The organism is Clostridium thermosuccinogenes (genome assembly GCF_002896855.1).
GTDB classification, from domain to species: Bacteria; Bacillota; Clostridia; order Acetivibrionales; family DSM-5807; genus Pseudoclostridium; species Pseudoclostridium thermosuccinogenes.
On sequence record NZ_CP021850.1, the window covers coordinates 451,028 to 466,619 of the forward strand.

Sequence of the window (15,592 nt, forward strand, 5' to 3'; positions counted from 1 at the left end):
CATTATAAAGGTTGTGCGCGATATATGAAATTGCTTTGAGTTTAGCCAATTGAAATGGATGATTGTTGAGTGCATCCATTATTAGCTTAATTCATTCTCTATGCGGTGCTCAGTATTGGATTATAAAATGATAATAGAATGGAGATGAAGATTATGAAAACTTTAGAGACAGAGCGCTTGATCCTACGGCCATTTGAGGAAAGCGATTTTGAAGCGGTTCATGCTTACGCAAGTGTTGCTGAGAATATTCAGTACATGCTTTGGGGACCCAATGATGAATCCCAGACAAGAGCATTTATTTCACAAGCTATTGCCCAATCAAGGGAAAACCCCTGCAGAAATTATCAGTATGCTGCCGTGTTAAAATCAAGTCAAAAGCTTATAGGTGGATGCAATTTAGCCATGATAGACGATGATCAGGCTGAAATTGGCTGGATTTTACACAGGGATTACTGGAAACAGGGCTTTGGCACCGAAATGGGTAAACGCATAGTGGAATTTGGTTTTAGAGATTTGGGACTGCGCAGAATCATTGCTCATTGTGATACAGAGAATTATGGTTCATATCGTGTCATGGAACGGATAGGTATGCGCAGAGAGGGCTGTTTTATTGAGGCGAGACCTGCAAGCAAGTTTTCAGAAAAAAAGTACGGTGATGAATATTTATATGCTATCCTGAAGGATGAATGGGAAGTTTTGCAGGAAATCTCTTATTATAATTCTCTGCCGGTTATTTTTGATGGTTTTATTGAAATACCTGAATTAACTGATGGGGAAATAGAGCTTTACTGTGTGGGCAAAAAGCCGGCTATTCCTGAAAAGAAATGGGTTCCGGCTTATGATTTTGAAATCCGCCAGGGCGGCAGCCGTGTAGGTGAGATCAGTTTGCGCATCGGCTATACAGATGGACTATATTATGGCGGTCAAATCGGTTATGGCGTAGATGAACAGCATCGCGGGCATGGATATGCCGAAAAGGCCTGTCGGCTTCTTGTTCCAGTCATTCGTGCCCATGGGATGAAAAAGGTATTGATCACCAACAACCATACCAATATAGCTTCCAAACGTACTTGTGAGAAGCTTGGTGCAAAGCTCATCCGTGTGGCCCGCCTGCCCGAGTGGCACGACCTTTACAAAGAAGGTCAGCGATATGTGAATATATTTGAGTGGGATACTGGAGCATAAAGAGATGACTGATGCAGTTTAAATAATAAGGAATTCTATGATAAGAGTGTTGCAGATGAGTGGGAATGCTTGCAGAAGCAAGCCTTTGAATTTGAGCTTACTATAAGATATATCAACCGATATGTAAAACCCGGAGACAAAGTTCACGATATTGGTGGTGGGCCAGGCCGGTACTCGCTATATCTTGCAGCAAAGGGCTGCGATGTAACTTTGCTTGACCTTTCAAGTGCCAATGTTGAGTTTGCTAAAAGGCAAGCTGCTATGCAAGGTGTCAGCTTAGAAACTTTTGTCGGGGATGCAAGAGAAGTCGATTCCATCGTAAGCGATCAATATGATCAAATTCTTTTGATGGGTCCGTTGTATCATCTCTTGCAGGAATCCGACAGGTGAAAGCGATAAATGACAGCCTTAAGTGTCTAAAACAGAACGGTAAAATTTTTGCGAAAGGGATTTGCTATAATATGGAGAATAATACCGATATATGATAATATTACTTGTGCCTACCATTTTGATGTTGGATAAGGTGTGACCTATGGTGTGCATTTGAATGCATTGGAAAGCAACCCAACTAAGGAGAATGAGGGAGAAACACAGTGTTGATATTAGGAAAAATAAAGTAACTATCCTGAAACATAATGACTTCTGCAATTTTATAGAAAATATCGTGAGTTTGCTGTGGAAAGGTTAAAAATATGCTGGGATTGAAACGGGGAATCGTTGAGCTTTGCGACCATGACAAAGCATGGGAACAAAACGCGGCTCTAACAATAGAAAAATTGAAAATCATTTTTGGCAACATTGCAGCTGACATCCAGCATGTCGGAAGTACTTCAATTAGGAATATCAAAGCTAAGCCTATAATTGATATCGCTGTTGCGGTGAGGGATATGGGCGAAGTGATGAAGCTTGTTCCTGCCCTCGAGCAATCAGGATTCATGTATCGCCAACATGGAATAGAGGAAGATATGCTCTTTGTATGTGGTGATTTAAATACCGATATAAGAACGCATCATATTCATGTGGTCAAATCAGGAAGCAAAGAATGGCATAATTATATAAACTTCAGAAATTATTTAAATGCAAAACCCGAGGTGGCAAAAGAATATGAAGCCCTTAAGCTTCGGCTTATGAGTGAGTATAAAACCGACAGACAAGCATATACAGAGGCCAAGGCAGAGTTCATTACTCATATTTTGCGAAAAGCACAGGTGTGGTCTTTCCTTGGCAAGACGGTAACCGTAACAGTTGACCGCCCGCTTGGCAGCGTCCACCCAAAGTACAATGATATGGTATATCCCATAAACTATGGTTATCTCGACGGTGTAATCGCTCCTGATGGCGAAGAACTTGATGTGTATATCTTCGGTGAGGATAGACCGCTTAAAGAATTTACTGGTAGGGTGGTTGCGATCGTACATCGTGACGATGATGATGAAGACAAGCTTGTGGCTATACCGAATGGAGTTGACTTTTCGGCATCAGAAATTGAGAATGCGGTTTCATTTCAAGAAAAATACTATGACAGCAGGATAGAAATTTTTGATCCTAAAGTAATTCATATTCTAGGGGCATCGGGTTCAGGCACAACAACCCTCGGAAAAGCAATAAGCGAAAAATACGGCTTTAAGCATCTTGATACTGATGATTTTTACTGGCTTCCAACTGATCCTAAATACACGTCGAAAAGAGAACCTTCCGAGAGACAAAGGCTGCTGGCAGAAGCCATAGAAAAGGCAGAAAGATGTGTAATATCCGGTTCACTATGCAGTTGGGGTGATATGTTCATACCTAAATTCGAGTTGGTTATTTTAGTGGAGACACCAACAGAAGTGCGGATTGAACGCTTGAAGCAGCGAGAATTTAATCATTTTGGCGACCGTATTTTACCTGGCGGAGACATGTACCAAAATCACATTGAATTTCTTGAATGGGCGGCAAGATATGATACCGCAGGAGTTGAGCAAAGGAGCCGGGCTTTGCATGCGGAATGGCTGAAAAAAGTGAATTGTCCTGTTATACTTGTTGATGGGACAAAGCCAGTAAGTGAAATATTAAAAAAGGTTGGATTAAGCAATGGATAACCGCATTATAACGATGATATGCTGCAAGTCCTTTCACGCAAGACGATGTTTGATGCTGTACCAATTGGCCTTTCCCGAAGTCGAAATGTCAGTTGTTCCTGTAGACTGCTATGGTATCACTCGTGATAATTGGCATATGCAGGAATATGGAGTTGATCGTGTGTTTGGTGAGCTGGCTCGCTGTGGAAATCAGTTTGTGGGAGATATAAAGGAGTATTTGAAATGCCAAAAGTAGAATTAACCAACATGGTAATGATACAAGATAGGATTACAGGAAAAGTGCTTGTTCAGGAAAGGACAAAGAGCTGGAAGGGACTGGCTTTCCCCGGCGGTCATGTAGAATTTGGTGAAACAAACGAAGAAACTTTAGTTCGTGAATTCAAAGAGGAAATCGGAGCAGACATTAAAGTAAAGGAAATAAAATGGGTTGCTGAAATATTTTTTCCATGGGGTAATAAGCCCTGCCATCAAATTTGTCTTTATTACATAGTTGAACTTTCAGATCAAACACAGATACCTCTTGACGGGAAATTCATTGCTCATGAGCATATTGATGAACGAGATTTTGACATTGAATTCCATTGGATTCCTCTTGAAGAAGTTAAAAATGTAGAAGTGTATCCAACTAATACCGGTGAGCTGCTGGAACACATTAATGAAGGTGTTAAGCATTTTGTATACAGAGAGAATTGACATATTAATTATATTCTAAACGCCCAGGCTTAGTTTGAACAGTACCTCTCGTTTTCGTAAAATCAATAGACTTCTAATGTGGTTTAAATAATAAAAACCCGACTGAAAGTCAGTCGGGTATCTTATTTTTTTTGACAATAGAATAGAAAAAGGTGTCTTTATTCACCTTACAAGTATATTATATCCACAAAATAGTAAAGTGTCAAGAAAATAAAAGGAAAAATATGAAAAATAAAATTCGTATATAACCCTATAAGTAACAGCAATTACATCTCTGAAAAACGTACCGGTTCAGATTTTATTTTATTCAATTGCTCATGTAATATAGGATTACCGGCCGGCTAAATTTGAAAAAAGGAGGCCAAATCAAACATAACAAATCAAACATAATTGGTATTACGTACAGCATAACCAATCAGAGCACCACATCAGAGGTATGGCGGGAGATGGCGAACATTTGCAGTGTGGCATTGGGAGATGTTATTGAAGCTGTTCCGGAGGTGAAAAATGAATAATGTATGGTCACAATATGTGCAGACGACTGAAGAGTTATATCGCAGCCGGGAAATGCGCTTTAATGATAGCAACGCGGCTTTGTGGTTGAAAGCTATCGGTGTAAAAAGCGGTCAGAACATACTTGAGGTTGGATGTGCCGGAGGGGTATTCTGTCATAAAATCAAGAAGTATGTTCCAGATGTTAAAATCACGGGGCTCGATCTTGATACAGGGCATATTGAATACGCAAAGGCAAAAACTGCAGAGCTGGGGCTTGATTGTGAATTTGTAAACGGAGATGCTACTGCGATGCCTTTTGCGGATAATACCTTTGATTTATGCTATTCCCATACGGTTGCTGAACATATTCCGCACAAACCCTTCTTCGGTGAGCAATACCGCGTACTTAAACCAGGCGGAAAGATTGTTGATTTATCTGTACGAACAAGGCTGGAATTGAGGAATATTCATGAGTATGGCGGAAGCGATGAAGAAAAAGCCTTATTAGAAAAAGCCTGGAGCAATGCAGGAGATTTTGATAAAGAGCACAACATAGGAGCTTTCGAAATGGATGAGCATGAATACCCTAAGGAACTTGAAAAAGCAGGTTTTCATGATGTCAATGTAGATTTTCTTACAGTGGTAGACTATGCTCCTGACAATGCGTCTGTTTCTGATGACATTGCTATTAAACAGATTAACAGCATCAGAATAGGATGCCTGGCATGCGCACAAAAGGCATTTAACAGAGTACCGGATGCTCTGACGGAACATGAAAAATCAAGATTGATAAACTTAATTAATGAACGGTTTGACAAGCGGATTAAGCAATATAATGATGGCGAGAAATTATGGGATTTTTCAACAAGCACAATTCTCGTTGTAAGCGGAAAGAAGTAAGGTATTAAGATTCCCATTAATAAATCTTGGATAATTTGAACGGCATTCCCCCAAAATGCTTTCATAAAAACAATATACTTCTATAGATAACGAACTATATAGTTAAAATTATCCTGTGCAATTTTCCTCCGAAGCCCTTACAATATAGGGCAGGGGGAATGTATAATGGGTAGAAAATGTGTTGAGGTTAAATCACTTTATGGATTAACGATAGATGACTTAAATTTAATAGCCAATAGTTCTGACAGTAATTATACCAGAGACGTCGTCAAAGCTGTAATCATGAGGCATAAGGGTATCCATACGCAGGTTATTGCAGATACCTTGAGTAAATGTAACGCAACCATTGTGTCATATATCAACAACTGGAACGATAGCGGTATTGCTTGCATCGCCGACCTGCGGGGCGGCAATATTGAAAGTACTGTCACCGATGAAATGGTAGAGGATATCCGCAATATAGTTACCAGTAAGAGTCCTCATGAGTTCGGCTATGAACAAAACCGGTGGAACGCCAAGTTGTTAGTCAGGTATGTAGAAGACCACTGGGGAAAAGAATATTCCGACACCTGGATCCGTAAAATACTGGCTAATCTTGGTTTCTCGTACAAAAGGGGTGTTTATAAACCGAGCAAGGGAGACCCAAAGCTTCAGGAAAGCTTTAAAAAAAATGTCAGTTGTATTGGATATAATTGAGCCTTTAGGAGATGTCTCCCTGTGGTGTCAGGATGAAACCAGTAAAAGGCTCGAATCCAACAACTTTTATTCCTGGAGTCCTGTAGGCAAACCTACAGAAATTGAGTGTAACGGCTGTCATAAGGGCATCAATATCATTGGAGCTACGGAAGTACTGAATCATATGGGTTTTGTGTACGATGTATACTCCAAAAAAGAAGGCTCTTTGACAGCAGCTCATGTGGTCAAATATATGGAGCGTTTACTGGACTATGATAAAGCAAGAGGGATTTCTACCACCTTTGTCCAGTGGGATAATTCTCCGATTCATAAAGGCCCTTTGATACAAGAGTTTGTTGAGGCTCATAAAAGTGATTTAATAGTGTTGCATCAACCTCCTTATTCTCCACACCTGAATCCTCAAGAGGAGATGTGGCACTGGATGAAAAACTTTATTGCACAAGCCTCTGCTGTAAAGAACGAACAGGAACTATTGCATTTAGTAAATCGTTTTGAGGCATATATTAAAGCTCATCCTGATGAGGTTAGGCATCGGCTATATGCCCGGAACTACTTTCCATGATTGCCAATTTGGCAATTGTAGGCTTTAATGTTCGTTATCTATAGTAATGAAATCGCATACTCTACTTCTATTTATGTAGCCAGGCCTTTGACTGGATTTTTGCTTCCTAGTAAGTTAACCTGTTGCACCAGTGGTGCTATTATAAAGTAATTCAAAAACTATTGGTTTGAATTCAGCTAATTGAAATGGCTGATTGCTGTTCCGAAAGGATTCAAAGCACATAACAATCAATACATCCATTATTAGCTGAATTCACTCCCCAATTTATACAAGCATTTCATTGGCGCATATTGGCTGGCAAAACGTTTTTTGTATTACATCACAGTTAAGGTATCAACACAATAAGTTAAGTTACATAGCAGTTTGAATATTATGTTACCTTTTATATTATGAAAATCACTAGTATGGGGGAGGATTGAATGGTAAATAAAGGATTAATGATAATCAATCACAACGTTCCCTGCTCTTGTGCGTGCAGGTACTGCTTTTTTCGCTCGTGTAAGAAAGCAAATGATGGAATACCGTATTTTCGCGGTAAAAATATGGCACTGCGTTTTAATGAATGGCGAAAAGAAAAATTGAGTTAAATAAATCTTTTGGATTTATCGGTGCCAGGTATTTGCAGATAAATGGTATAGGGCTTAAAAATGAATCAGAACTGACAGAATACTTATCAAATGTTAAAAATGCAGGAGTTACGAATATTGATACAACTTTTTTTGGCCTTGAAGAATATCATGATAAATTTGCGGGGAGACAAGGTGATTTTAAGTATTTGATAAATATTTTGAATATCGCTTTAAAGATCGGTATTGTGCCCCAGATAACTTTTGTCATACTTGAAGATAACAAAGACCAAATTGAAGATTTAGTATCATTGCTGCAGAAATATGTAGGTGTGAATGGAGCAATTTATGGATTCTTGCATGACTATCGTGGAAATGGAGAAAATTTGGAAAATGTCAGGTTAACGCTCCAGTCCTACGAAGCTTTGTCAGACAAAGCAAAGCGCTATATTAACATATCCAGATATAAAACGGAAGAAGAATGGCTTAAGAGCAATGGATTTTCCCAATATACTTCAAGAAATCTTGTCTTAGCTTTGCGCCCTGATAATATAGATATGCTCGAAAGAATGACTTGTGACGAAATAATAGAATACCTTGTGGATCTTGACGAAAGCTATTACAATGCAATTCCTGATATAGATGTATTAGCAAAATTATATGGCGATAAGAATTGCCAAAAGCTGTATCGTCAGCGGGATTTACTATGGAAGTGGCAGAAACAGTTTATAGTGGATAATAAACTGCAGTTGCATGATGTAAAAGATGAGCGGCTTTGTGGTTCAATGCGGTTCTAGTGGTATGATTTTTGTACATTAAAATAAAAGGTCACAATTTGATGTTGTAATACCATATTATGGTGCCATAATATTGCCTCACAAAAGGTCGGATGCAGAGCAGGATATATGCCTGCTTGGGTGTCTGACCACCGATTGCGACTTGAAGGTGAATTAAGCAATTCTTGAATTTAAATCCTTATAAACAATTGAAGTTTGTTGCCCACATAATGAATAAAAGGTAGAGGTATTCGATGGATAGTCAAAAGACGGTGAAGAAAAGAGAATATACATTCTTAGAGATACTTTTGATTCCTTTCCGCTGTGCGTTTGTGCCTGCAATAGCATTATTGATATATACAGTATTAAATGGCCTCACTCCCATCATGCAGGTAATTGTCATGGCAAAGACTATAAATACCACAATTGCTGTTGTTGAAAACAGAGCGAGTATTTCAAGCGTGTATTTGTCGGCATTTTTCATGCTACTGCTTATCGGCTATCAATGGATGTCCGAGGGACTAGCTAGGTTTTCCCAGTCCAAAGTAAACTTAAATGTAAGAGCTGCCTTTCGCACAATTGTGACTGAAAAGATCGCCAGGTTAAATTATAAGCATGTTGAAAATGATGAAACCTGGAACTTAATCAAAAGGATACTGCAAAAGCCCGAGGATCAAATAGCAGGTGCACTGCTCATGTAATGTCATTAGTGTCGGTTATTATAAATACAACCAGCATCCTTGCGTTGATATTGACATATGTATGGTGGGCACCGCTTCTTATTTTAGGATTATCGATACCCCTTTTTTATATGGCATCAAAAAGCGGGAAAGAAAACTATGATGCAGAAAAATTATATCTGAAAATGATAGATGATTTGCCTCAAGGTCTGGATACTCACCTGGGAAAAATCAAAGAAGGGCGTTCTACTTTAATTTAGTGCTTCCTTCAACCGTACCGATTACAATTCAGGCAGAAATTCACTACCGTTCAAGCCAGTAAAGGTTTTCTTGCCGATCTATATGATATTCTGTTGATAAATATAAAAGGAGAGGTGTACGGCTTGTGTCAAATTTAATAGCTTGCTTTATTGCAGGCATCTGTGCAGTAGGATTTGTAACGATCTGGTTTACAACCGCCTACGCAGAAATGTCGGTAAAGCGAAACAGCCTAGCCGATCTTTATGAACAGCTGCGCCTGCACGAGGGACTGTTCACCCAGGCAAGAAATGGCCCCGATGCGAGTTCTGCTGCCAATATGCTTGAAATAAGCCGGATGCTTTACCGTGAAGCGGCAAAAAGCTATAACCACATCCTGCACAAGCCAATGAACCGCGTACCGGCTTTGCTGATGGGTTTTAGGACTGTGGACGTGAAAACAACTGATGCTGTTCGTGCTACTTACCATGGTGCCCGTCACGGCCTTTACAGCACTGAGTGACAGCAGAGATGATGTACCTGTACCAAGACACTTTGCAACATATCAGCGGCGGACATTTGTCCGCCGCTGTACTCTATTCAGGAACTGTTATGAAAAATCCCATCCCTTTAGCTCCCCTGATGCTCTATTCCCTTATAAAGATTGATGAAACACATGAAATTTGTAATCAACAAAAGGTTTTCAAGGGGTCAATTCAAATGTCTATGATTTTTCTATGCTGTTTGGATAAGTTTGATTTTTTTGGATTGAGTTGATAAAATGGTTGCATGATAGGCAGATCATGAGTTCCACTTATATAGGTCTTAAATAATGCAGATGCATCTAAGCAGCACCAGTGAACTGTTGTAACGCATTAATGAAAGGGTTAAACATTTTGAATTCAAGGAGGATTGACGTATGAATTTCGTTGAAAATGCTCCGACATCTGCAAAACAGATAGCTGATCTGCGGGAAGCGGTTGGCTGGAACCGAATGGAGAGCTGCTATGAAAATGAGCTTATGACTTCTTATTTTCACATTAGCGTATACGATGGTGAAAAGCTAATTGGATATATTGACACTGTTTCGAATGGTGTTACAGATGCCTATATCCAGGACCTTATGGTACATCCCCAGTATCAAGGGAAGGGTATCGGAACAGAGCTTATGAATATGACAATTGCTTATTTAAAGCAAAGAAAAATCTATATGATTTCAGTTGTATTTGAAGAAAAGCTGCTGCCCTTTTATAAGCGCTTTGGCTTTTATCCCATGCTTTGTGGTCAGATGCAGACGTATGATATGGATTGAAAGGGATATACAAGGAGTATATGATCACTCTGGATTTTAAAGTGAATGTGAGTATGACTTTAAAAGGCTTTTCGGTGAAAGGGTTTAAATTGAACTAAACGGAAAGGATTAAAAATAAATGAATGGTATTGATCGCAATCGAATAATCGAAAAATTGAAGGAAAGATTAGAGCCCCTCGAATATATATACGCCTTGTGGCTTGAAGGCGCTGATGCGTCCGGTATGGTGGATGAATATTCAGATATTGACTTTTGGATGGACTTTGAGGATGAATATGAAGAGGAGGCAATCAAAGCGGTTGAAAGCGCGCTGGAGGAGATAGCCTGGATAGATTATAAGCATATAGTGAAACATGGCCATCCTAAAATCCGTCAGAGAATATATCATCTGTCGGGCAGCTCCGAGTATCTTATGATCGATTTCTGCTGGCAGCTTCACAACCGTGCCGGAAATGAGTGTGAATACATTAAAGGAAATATGGTTGAAGCAGCTAAAGTAATTTTTGATAAGGCGGAAGTCGTCAGATTCGTTGATGGGAATCCAACCAATTACATGGAAGCGAACAAAGCACGCCTTGAGGAATGCAAATACCGCTACAGCCAGCATTCCAGAGTGAAAAAATATATCCGCCGCGGGCTTTACCTTGAAGCCTACGCATACTACAACCGGTATGTGCTTGAGCCATTGATTGACTTGCTGCGCATTATGTATACTCCCGCCAATGCGGATTATTACTTGATACATATATCTCACCACATACCAGAGGACAAGCTGAAGCTGTTGGAATATTTTGCGCAGATAAATTCACTGGATGCCATGGAAAAGAGAATACCCGAAGCAGAAGATTGGTTTAATGAGATGGTAAAAGAATTGGAGAGGAAGCATCAATGAGCTTGTTTACTGCCTATATTAACGGCTGGCAATCCTGGGGGAAGGTTTTTCAGTCCGTTAAGGATTTCGAGCCGCTTATAAAATACATATTTAACCGTCACAATCTACCGTTTACAGGGATTGAGCACTGCACGCCCGGTACAAATGCAGTTTTTAAAGTCGGTGGTCTTGTGGCAAAGATATTTGCACCTAAAGAGTCGGGCATGGACACCGATTCGGATTATAAGACCGAACTTTTCGGTATAGAACGGGTAAACAGGCTCGGGATACCGGCACCGCAGCTTACAGCCAGTGGAACTGTAGAAGATAAATATGTGTTTCATTATCTTGTAATGGAGCATATATCAGGGGGCTCTCTCGGGCAGCTTGAGGGCGGAATGACTGATAATGAAAAAATGAAATACGCCATGCAACTGCGAGAAATAACTGATAGAATGAACACGCCTTGTGAGCGTTTCAACGATTGCGATATTGTAAGCAGAGCATATGCTTGTGAACGTTGGAGCAAGCTCCCTTTGAGCTTACAATATGAGCGCAAGGAATTCCTGAAAAAATATAGAATAACAAATCCCGTCTATGTTCACGGGGATCTGAATCCTGATAATGTATTGATCGATACCAAAGGAAATCTTTATATAATAGACTTCGCAGATGCGGTATTGGCTCCCTCCGAATACGAGCTTGCTGCAATTGTATGTGAGTTGTTTTGCTTTGAAAAACCCTATATGGACGGATATTTCGGTGAGTATGATGCAGCAGAGCTTTCCGAAAAGTGTTTTGATGCATTACTGGTGCACGATTTTGGTGCTGACATCATCCGCTGCAATTTGGGACGTGTTGATGAAATAACGAGCCTTGCTGTGTTAAAAGAAAGGTTATATACTGCAATAAAGAACAACAAGGGATGGGAAATTGATGAGCAATGAAGGCTGGTAAAGCTATTGCAAAAACCGCAGCTGTAGACACGGTTAAAGGTTCTTGATAAATACATAAAAAGGGAAGGGCAAAGACAGGCTTGCCGAAAGATTGTATTTTATGCGGAAAACGGCGTTTTGCTTCAAGCAGGGCAGAGATTATGACGGACTTGGCAGCATTTATGAAGTTATAAGAACCAGAGGCATAGCCTGAGAAACCGTTTGAAACTGAATTTGCTGTTGTATTTGTTGCAAGAAAGGTACAGTACTATGAAAATAGACCGCCTTATCGGAATAATCACTATTTTACAACAGAATAAAAAAGTAACGGCTCCTTATCTGGCGAAAAAATTTGAGGTGTCACGGCGGACAATAAACCGTGATATTGAGGATATCTGCCGGGCGGGCATTCCTATTGTCACGAGGCAAGGCAAGGGCGGAGGCATTTCAATTATGGATGGCTTCAACCTTGACACGACAGTTTTTACAACTGAAGAATTGCAAGCCATTTTCGTCGGTCTGAAGTCTATTGACAGCGTTTCCCACACCTCACATGCAGAGAGGCTTGCAACCAAGATTGCAGGCAAAGATTCGGTCATTCCGCTTTCAGACAATATCCTGATCGATTTATCATCCTATTACAAGGATAGCCTTGCAGAAAAAATCGAGTTATTAAAAAAGGCTATAAGTCAAAAAAGGCTTGTCAGTTTCCATTATTATTACAATAAAGGAGAAGCTGACAAGCTGATTGAACCGTATTTAATCATGTTCAAATGGTCGAGCTGGTACATACTCGGTTTTTGCACCGAACGGCAGGATTTTCGTATGTATAAGCTGAACCGTCTATGGAATTTGCATGTTACTGAAACGGTGTTTGTTCCTCGGGAGATCCCGGAGCAAATCACAGACTTCGATAGTCGTTTCCCCGACAATTATGTGATAACAGCTATTTTCGACAGCAGCGAGAAATATCGCCTTATTGAGGAATATGGCACAGGATGCTATACCGAAACAGAAGATGGGCGCCTGTTATTTAAATGTGGATTTACCAACATTGAGGTTATGATAAGCTGGCTGCTTGGCTTTGGTGATAAGGTTGAGGTTATCGAACCAAAGGAGATACGTGAACAGATAAAGAGAATTGTCCAAAATATGTTTGATAAATATAAATAAAACATAAATAAACATGACATACTGCTGTCGTGTTAAGCGTGGTATTATAAACATGATCGAATAAGGAAAACAATGCCAGAAATGATTTTGCAAATGTATGCCTGCACCAATTGGAAAATATGGTGCCAATTGATGCTTGTTTATTAAAAAAGAAAAGAAAGGAAGGTTAACATGAAAAAAGAATTTTATGCAAAGCCTGAAAAAGTAACCGAAGCGTGGCCCGACGAGTTTACCGTTTTTTCGTGGCAGGATTTTGTTACCGCCATTCCATCACCACTCTTTTTAATAACTACATATAAATCAAACGGTAAAGAAAACGCCTGTATGCAATCCTGGTCAACTTTTGTAGGCGACAGCGGTGAATTTATTTGCATTATCGGCTCGGTGTCAAAGGGGGGACATTTATATCAGAGCTTAAAGGAAACGAAATGCTGTGTGCTGAATTTCCCCTCTCGTGATATTTACGACAAGTGCATGAAAACCATTGAAAACAACGGCTTTGACGATGACGAAATCACTAAGTCGGGATTGACTGCCGAAAAAGCGAAAACCGTAAATGCTCCGCGCATTGCAGAGTGTTTTCTTAATATTGAATGTGAATTTTTGTGGGAGCATGAGCATTTTGAAGGCAGCCGCGATGTAACAGTGGCCCTTAAGGCTACACATATTTGCATGGATAGCGACTATTATGATGAAAACAAGCTTGGAAGATACGGAAAAGCGGGATACATATATAACATACATAGCCCGCGAAACCCCGAGACAGGTGAATTGATGCCGGATTGCTTAGGTGCCCTGGAATTGTATAAATGATGGGGACAAGCCCGGGACATAAGGTATAAAGCCATTTCATTAAAATGCTAAATACATTGACACCGACTTGATTATTTTTCTAAGCTGCCAGAAGGAGGGTTATCATGCTGATACCACATTTGCATTTTAACGGTAACTGCAAGGAAGCTATTTCGCTTTACGAAAAAGCGTTCAATACCAAAGCTGACAGCATTATTCAAAATAGCGATTATGCTCCTGAAGAATATAAAAATGATAATAGAATTGCCCATGCTGTTATGCCCATACATGGTCAGAAGGTTTTTTTCAATGACCGCTTTGGTAAGAAGGATACCTCGACCGATATTGCGGTTCATCTTATTGTTATGTTTAAAAGTGAAGCTGATTTACTCTCTTGCTATGACATAATGAAAGAAGGAAGCACTACTATCGATCCTTTGGAAACCCTGCCATATAGTCCGCTTGCTGTTCAATTTATTGATAAATTCGGTGTGCAATGGGGATTTATGGTTGATCCAAGTGGGGAGGGATAACTATGCTCACGCAGCAAAACATAACCGCCCTCAGAATGGAAAGGCAATTTTTGTCCCGTAAGGCAAATGTGCAGGAATACTGTGAGCTTTATCGTGATACACAGCCTGGGCAAAATGTGTATTGGTGCGGCTTCGGTGATCCACCGAGCTTGTCATTCCGGGCAGATTTCAACGATATTGAGTTCAACCGGGAGCGGCAGAGAACAAGGGAGCTTGTAAAAGGGCGGTTTCAAGGTGGCAATGTCGGTTGGATTGATAGCAGAGATATGGAACTTTTTGCTTGCTTGTGCCGCAAACCGCTTGATAAACTGACCTTTGCCCAGCAAACGATTCTTGACGTTATTGAGCGTGAAGGCCCTTTGAATATTCAGCTCATGAAAGAGATGACCGGAATGCTGGTTAAGGAGATCACCCCGGTGCTTCACCGCCTGCAGGAAGCTTTTCTCATATACGAAGATCAATACGATGGAGAATGGGACAGAGGCTGGTATAGGTTCTCAGAAATGTTCCCCGATGTGAACTTTCAGAAATATACCAAAATTGAGGCACTAAAAATAGTGCTTAAACGCTTTGCATACCGCAACGTTTTATTTAACGCAGACATGGCTAAATCCTTTTACAGACTGCCCGTAAAGGATATTAAAGCAGCGATAGCAGGACTTTTGAATGACGGGGAAATTGTGGAAGCAGAAGGCGGCTATCTCTTAAGTACAGATCACAACTTGCTACGGAGCAATTCCTTTGAGCTAAAACAGAGTGTCTTTGTGATGCATCGTAATGATTTTCTTGTCAAGTCAAATGAGTATTGTATAAAAGAAAGATACAAGCATCCCCAATTCGATATTCTGCAATATATACTTATCGATGGCGAGTTCCATGGAGCAGTTCTTGGGCATTTCAAGAACGGTCCGTATATAATTGAGGATGTTATTGTAGATTCGGGATATGAAGCCAGAAAGGATGCAATAATCGACGCGGTTTATTGTGTCAATAGCCGTGAGTTGAGTCCAATAAGGCGCTATATGGGAAAGGCCATGTGATATTAAGAACTGCAGGAGAATTAGTAATTGGCTGTGATATGTTCTGGTTTGAGACTGACAGTACA

General features: G+C 40.2%; 20 protein-coding genes. All 20 read left to right on the top strand.

All coding sequences use genetic code 11. The features are described from left to right. Window positions 1-153 precede the first annotated feature (153 nt). The 20 genes from CDO33_RS02025 to CDO33_RS02125 all read left to right on the top strand — a co-directional run bounded on the left by CDO33_RS02025 (window position 154) and on the right by CDO33_RS02125 (window position 15,527). A complete protein-coding gene (locus tag CDO33_RS02025; protein WP_161496503.1) occupies window positions 154-1,185 on the top strand; it encodes a GNAT family N-acetyltransferase in 1,032 nt (343 codons plus the stop codon). 69 nt (window positions 1,186-1,254) lie between these two features. Next, a complete protein-coding gene (locus CDO33_RS02030) occupies window positions 1,255-1,575 on the top strand; it encodes a class I SAM-dependent methyltransferase (protein ID WP_103081452.1) in 321 nt (106 codons plus the stop codon). 302 nt (window positions 1,576-1,877) lie between these two features. Then, window positions 1,878-3,266: a GrpB family protein gene (locus CDO33_RS21565; protein ID WP_161496504.1), complete on the top strand. Its 1,389-nt coding sequence runs from the start codon at window positions 1,878-1,880 to the stop codon at window positions 3,264-3,266. Between the two features lie 52 nt (window positions 3,267-3,318). Beyond that, on the top strand, window positions 3,319-3,501 hold the full coding sequence (locus tag CDO33_RS02045) for a hypothetical protein (RefSeq protein WP_242974836.1): 183 nt from the start codon (window positions 3,319-3,321) through the stop codon (window positions 3,499-3,501). Further along, window positions 3,489-3,959, top strand: coding sequence for an NUDIX hydrolase (locus CDO33_RS02050; RefSeq protein ID WP_103081453.1), 471 nt, complete (start codon window positions 3,489-3,491; stop codon window positions 3,957-3,959). Before CDO33_RS02045 ends, CDO33_RS02050 begins: the two co-directional genes overlap by 13 nt. Before the next feature lie 347 nt (window positions 3,960-4,306). Then, the gene (locus CDO33_RS20675) at window positions 4,307-4,474 is read left to right on the top strand and encodes a hypothetical protein (protein WP_161496505.1); all 168 of its coding nucleotides are present in this window, start codon (window positions 4,307-4,309) and stop codon (window positions 4,472-4,474) included. Beyond that, a complete protein-coding gene (locus CDO33_RS02055; protein ID WP_103081454.1) occupies window positions 4,467-5,354 on the top strand; it encodes a class I SAM-dependent methyltransferase in 888 nt (295 codons plus the stop codon). Before CDO33_RS20675 ends, CDO33_RS02055 begins: the two co-directional genes overlap by 8 nt. A gap of 165 nt (window positions 5,355-5,519) precedes the next feature. Then, entirely contained in the window at window positions 5,520-6,050 is a 531-nt protein-coding gene (locus tag CDO33_RS02060) for a helix-turn-helix domain-containing protein (RefSeq protein WP_103083342.1), read from the top strand. Then, window positions 6,025-6,612: a transposase gene (locus tag CDO33_RS02065; RefSeq protein WP_103083343.1), complete on the top strand. Its 588-nt coding sequence runs from the start codon at window positions 6,025-6,027 to the stop codon at window positions 6,610-6,612. Before CDO33_RS02060 ends, CDO33_RS02065 begins: the two co-directional genes overlap by 26 nt. Window positions 6,613-7,174: 562 nt before the next feature. Further along, window positions 7,175-7,975 (top strand): radical SAM protein, encoded by an 801-nt coding sequence (locus CDO33_RS02070; protein WP_103083070.1) that lies wholly within the window; start codon window positions 7,175-7,177, stop codon window positions 7,973-7,975. Window positions 7,976-8,208: 233 nt separating this feature from the next. After that, on the top strand, window positions 8,209-8,655 hold the full coding sequence (locus CDO33_RS02075; protein ID WP_103083069.1) for a hypothetical protein: 447 nt from the start codon (window positions 8,209-8,211) through the stop codon (window positions 8,653-8,655). Next, complete coding sequence (locus tag CDO33_RS02080; protein WP_103083068.1) at window positions 8,655-8,894, top strand: hypothetical protein; 240 nt, start codon at window positions 8,655-8,657, stop codon at window positions 8,892-8,894. The genes CDO33_RS02075 and CDO33_RS02080 overlap by 1 nt, the downstream gene beginning before the upstream one ends. Before the next feature lie 125 nt (window positions 8,895-9,019). Beyond that, window positions 9,020-9,394: a hypothetical protein gene (locus tag CDO33_RS02085; RefSeq protein WP_242973995.1), complete on the top strand. Its 375-nt coding sequence runs from the start codon at window positions 9,020-9,022 to the stop codon at window positions 9,392-9,394. A 396-nt stretch (window positions 9,395-9,790) separates the two neighbouring features. Next, entirely contained in the window at window positions 9,791-10,183 is a 393-nt protein-coding gene (locus tag CDO33_RS02095; RefSeq protein WP_202849542.1) for a GNAT family N-acetyltransferase, read from the top strand. Between the two features lie 118 nt (window positions 10,184-10,301). Further along, on the top strand, window positions 10,302-11,075 hold the full coding sequence (locus CDO33_RS21180) for a hypothetical protein (protein ID WP_242973993.1): 774 nt from the start codon (window positions 10,302-10,304) through the stop codon (window positions 11,073-11,075). After that, a complete protein-coding gene (locus CDO33_RS02105; RefSeq protein ID WP_103083066.1) occupies window positions 11,072-12,001 on the top strand; it encodes a phosphotransferase in 930 nt (309 codons plus the stop codon). Before CDO33_RS21180 ends, CDO33_RS02105 begins: the two co-directional genes overlap by 4 nt. Window positions 12,002-12,235: 234 nt before the next feature. Next, on the top strand, window positions 12,236-13,162 hold the full coding sequence (locus tag CDO33_RS02110) for a helix-turn-helix transcriptional regulator (RefSeq protein ID WP_338053238.1): 927 nt from the start codon (window positions 12,236-12,238) through the stop codon (window positions 13,160-13,162). A gap of 171 nt (window positions 13,163-13,333) precedes the next feature. Then, the gene (locus CDO33_RS02115) at window positions 13,334-13,975 is read left to right on the top strand and encodes a flavin reductase family protein (RefSeq protein ID WP_103083064.1); all 642 of its coding nucleotides are present in this window, start codon (window positions 13,334-13,336) and stop codon (window positions 13,973-13,975) included. 104 nt (window positions 13,976-14,079) lie between these two features. Then, a complete protein-coding gene (locus CDO33_RS02120; protein WP_103083063.1) occupies window positions 14,080-14,487 on the top strand; it encodes a VOC family protein in 408 nt (135 codons plus the stop codon). Window positions 14,488-14,489: 2 nt separating this feature from the next. Next, window positions 14,490-15,527: a hypothetical protein gene (locus CDO33_RS02125; RefSeq protein ID WP_242973991.1), complete on the top strand. Its 1,038-nt coding sequence runs from the start codon at window positions 14,490-14,492 to the stop codon at window positions 15,525-15,527. The last annotated feature ends 65 nt before the right edge of the window (window positions 15,528-15,592 follow it).

Coding starts and splice junctions, on each gene's coding strand:
- CDO33_RS02050 (WP_103081453.1), top strand. CDS start 3,489: ATGCCAAAAGTAGAATTAACCAACATGGTAATGATACAAGATAGGATT.
- CDO33_RS02055 (WP_103081454.1), top strand. CDS start 4,467: ATGAATAATGTATGGTCACAATATGTGCAGACGACTGAAGAGTTATAT.
- CDO33_RS02105 (WP_103083066.1), top strand. CDS start 11,072: ATGAGCTTGTTTACTGCCTATATTAACGGCTGGCAATCCTGGGGGAAG.
- CDO33_RS02070 (WP_103083070.1), top strand. CDS start 7,175: ATGGCGAAAAGAAAAATTGAGTTAAATAAATCTTTTGGATTTATCGGT.
- CDO33_RS21565 (WP_161496504.1), top strand. CDS start 1,878: ATGCTGGGATTGAAACGGGGAATCGTTGAGCTTTGCGACCATGACAAA.
- CDO33_RS02120 (WP_103083063.1), top strand. CDS start 14,080: ATGCTGATACCACATTTGCATTTTAACGGTAACTGCAAGGAAGCTATT.
- CDO33_RS02060 (WP_103083342.1), top strand. CDS start 5,520: ATGGGTAGAAAATGTGTTGAGGTTAAATCACTTTATGGATTAACGATA.
- CDO33_RS02075 (WP_103083069.1), top strand. CDS start 8,209: ATGGATAGTCAAAAGACGGTGAAGAAAAGAGAATATACATTCTTAGAG.
- CDO33_RS02025 (WP_161496503.1), top strand. CDS start 154: ATGAAAACTTTAGAGACAGAGCGCTTGATCCTACGGCCATTTGAGGAA.
- CDO33_RS02115 (WP_103083064.1), top strand. CDS start 13,334: ATGAAAAAAGAATTTTATGCAAAGCCTGAAAAAGTAACCGAAGCGTGG.
- CDO33_RS02125 (WP_242973991.1), top strand. CDS start 14,490: ATGCTCACGCAGCAAAACATAACCGCCCTCAGAATGGAAAGGCAATTT.
- CDO33_RS02080 (WP_103083068.1), top strand. CDS start 8,655: ATGTCATTAGTGTCGGTTATTATAAATACAACCAGCATCCTTGCGTTG.
- CDO33_RS02095 (WP_202849542.1), top strand. CDS start 9,791: ATGAATTTCGTTGAAAATGCTCCGACATCTGCAAAACAGATAGCTGAT.
- CDO33_RS02065 (WP_103083343.1), top strand. CDS start 6,025: ATGTCAGTTGTATTGGATATAATTGAGCCTTTAGGAGATGTCTCCCTG.
- CDO33_RS02045 (WP_242974836.1), top strand. CDS start 3,319: ATGCTGTACCAATTGGCCTTTCCCGAAGTCGAAATGTCAGTTGTTCCT.
- CDO33_RS21180 (WP_242973993.1), top strand. CDS start 10,302: ATGAATGGTATTGATCGCAATCGAATAATCGAAAAATTGAAGGAAAGA.